Raw genomic sequence first — 3,339 nt, 5'->3', positions numbered from 1 at the left:
CCCAACGGACGCGACACCGACTTCAACAAATTCGTCCGACCAGTCTTATTCTCCTTCACCGTCATCGCCGCGTCGCTGCTGGAGGTGATGTGGTCCAGGTAGCCGTCACCGTTGATATCGCGCAGCCCCAGTTCCGAGCGGCCGACCCCGGTCACGGTGGCGTGGGTGCCGGGATTGACCACGGCCACACACGCCGGGACACAAATCGGGATCTCCACATACGCCCCGCCGCCCAGGCTGGCGTTACGGTCGGCGGCAACACCGGTGAACCCGCCACCGAACGGCACCGCCTCAGCGAACCCCGCACCGGTGTTCAGCGCGACCCGGATCGGGCCACTGCCCTGACCGGAAAACACCCGGTCGGTCAGCCCGTCACCGTTGACATCGGCCAGCGACGCGCTCGTGTTCGACTTGTCGTTCTCGAACGAGGCGCCACCGGCGAAACCATAGGCCCCGGTGTTGAATCCGAAGTTCTTGCCTTTGCTGACACCAGAGCCGTCATTGAGGTCACCGGCACCAGGCCACACTTCAGGCTTGCCGAACCGGTAGCCCAGGTTCAGCCGCACCTCACCGTTGTCATAGACCCGGTCCGGCAACCCGTCACCATTGACATCGGCCAGATCCCACTTCAGATCGGACAGGCTGCCACTCAGGCTGCCCTGCACCGACGGCGCGACCCCCAGCGGTGGCATGTCACCACCAGCGTGTGCGGTCTGCGCCGAGGTGCCGGCATGGGGATCAGAGACCGCTTTGCCGTTCTGCTTCGTCCGGGCCGCGCTGCCGATATGGGCGTTCCCGGTCACGCTGTAACTCTTCCGCGCTCCCGGGCTGTCACCTGGCAGCAGACCCTCATGGATACCGAACGCGCCGCTGCCCAACCCACCGGTCGGGTCGGTGTACTGGATCCCGTTGCTCCCGACCACGTCGGGGAACCCGTCCCCGTTCATGTCCAGGTAGTCCACCGACGACTCCGAATCCCCGACGCCGAGACCCAAACCCGCAGAAACCACGTCCGCAACGAGGGTGCCTCCCACCGACAGCTGCCGCGACACCGACACCCGCGACACCGCCGTGCCCGCGTAATCGGCCCCGTTCGGCAGATCGATCGAATCGGTGCCCAGCCGTGAACTGCTCGCGCGGTCCTTCGAGACCCACGAATGCTGCCCGGTGCCCCACCGGTTGTGCTGCGGGGACGCGACGAACGCCACCGACTTCGGCGGGGTCACCCGCGGATCGTTCTTGAAATCGTCGCGCTGCTGCGGATCGGCCGGATCGACCTCCTCGGGCAGATCATCGACCCAGTCCTCATCCACAACCAGATCACTTTGCGTGATCGGCTGGTTCGCCTTGTCCCCGTTCCCGTTGTAACCGATCGCGCCCCAGCCCCGGTACGGCTGCGGGAACGCGCCAGGCTCCGCCGAGGAATGAAACATCGACGGCACCGGGCTCAGCGCACCATCAATAGTCACCTGGTGGTGGGACAAAAACAGCCGCAGCTGAGGATTCGTGGTCGAGAAATCGAAAAACAGCCTGTCCCCGCCCCACACGAACGGCGTCACGATCGGACCCGGCTGAGAGACCACCTCACCGTTCACGATCTCGAAATGCGCCTTCGCCAGCAACTCCGACGGCGCCCACTGCGTCCCGGCCCGCTTCACCGTGAACGTCACCCGCCCCGACGGCGTCTGCCCATCGAAATTGAACTGCAAACTCGGCCGCACCCTCCACGGGCTGCCATCAGCACCCTCCACCGTCCACGCCTGCTGCGGTGCCGACAACCCGTTGACCGGATACATGTCCACCTCATACGGCACGAACACCTCGATCAACGGCTTACCATCTGGACCGATCACCCGATCCACCCCCTCCGCAGCGGTGTAATGCAACCTCGGCACCTCGTCCCACCGGGTCGCACCAAGATCGATCGGCGAATCCGTCTTCACCCGAACCTTCAGCTCCTGCCCCTGAGTCACCGGCACCTCGGCATCCACCGGCACCGCCCCAGTAGCAGCACCCGCGATCACCTGCTCGAACACGGCCGCCCCGTCCCGGGTGATCAGCACCGTCACGTCATCAGTGGTCGTCGCGGTCTTGTTGAACACACCCCCCAGCCGCACCGTTCCCGTCAGCGGCGCCTTCACCGCACCCGGCCGGCCACCCAACGTGAAATCACGCCCCGCCTCATAGGAGTAGTTCGGCAAACCGTTCACATCCACCGACTGCGCGTTCAGATACGTGATCTTCGGGTTCCACTCCACCGCATCCAGCGACGCATCAGCCCGCGACTGAACCCGGAAATACACCGCCTGCCCCTTCGAAACATTCACCGACGACACGCCCCCCGGCGACTTCGACGAGTTGTCCTTCGCACCGATCAGCGCCGACCACAACTCCGAATTGTTCCGCTGGATCGCCACCCGCACACCATCAGCCTTCACCGAATCCGCCCGGGCCGAAGCCGTGGCCGGATCCAGCCGGACGGCCCCCTCGATCTTCACCGTCCCCGTATACGGCGCCACCCAGCGCCGCACCGTGTCCAGCAACGGGAACGACGCCGCCAACCGCTCCTGCTCGGCCGCGAAATCACCGAACAACTTCGACGTATCCACCGCACCCTGCGTAATCGGCGCCGGCGTGCCCGCACTCGACAACCCATACACCGGCACCCCACCAGCACCCAGCCGGCCGAACAACACACTCTTACCAGCCACCACATCAGTGATGCCATCACCATTCACATCACTGAAATACCGGTCCGTCTCCGACCTCGTCGTCACAAAATTCAGCTGCCCCGACACGGCGCCCTGATAAGTCTCCGGCCCCACCGTCCAGCTCTTACTACTCTCCGACAAGAACCCCCCACCCGGCACCACCAGCTCCCGCACCACATCATCAAAGGCCGCCTGCCCACCCGGCCTCGACAAATTCTTGCGGTACTTCACCACCCCACCAGACCGGAACACCTTATCCGGCAAACTATCGCCATCAACATCCATCAACGCCAAAACACCATCATTCGACGTCTCCGACGACCCCACCTTCACCCCCGTCGAACTACCCTTCGACGGCCCCGCACCCACATACACATGCACCCCGCCCCCGGAACTCTTACTACTCCCCAGCACACTCGATTCCCCCACACGCCGACCCGCCACATCAAGCGGATCGTCCAAGAAACCCAGCACATTCAGCGCCGTATTCCCCAAACCATCCCCCGGCACCGTCCACGCCTTCGAACCAAACACATCATAATTACCCGCACCATCACGAACATCATCAAAATACGAGAACTCATGCTTCGCGAACTCGTTACCATCCGAATCAGTCTGCACCAACTTA

The 3,339-nt window shown here is 63.9% G+C and carries 1 protein-coding gene; it reads right to left on the bottom strand.

Annotated features, from left to right (window positions below; all coding sequences use genetic code 11):
* On the bottom strand, positions 1 to 3,339 hold a 3,339-nt coding region (locus ACFFGN_RS34245), incomplete at both ends, for a hypothetical protein (protein WP_380056800.1).

Origin of the sequence: Kribbella deserti (assembly GCF_042434725.1) — a bacterium.
GTDB classification, from domain to species: Bacteria; Actinomycetota; Actinomycetes; order Propionibacteriales; family Kribbellaceae; genus Kribbella; species Kribbella deserti.
This window is presented reverse-complemented; position numbering and strand designations above follow the sequence as displayed.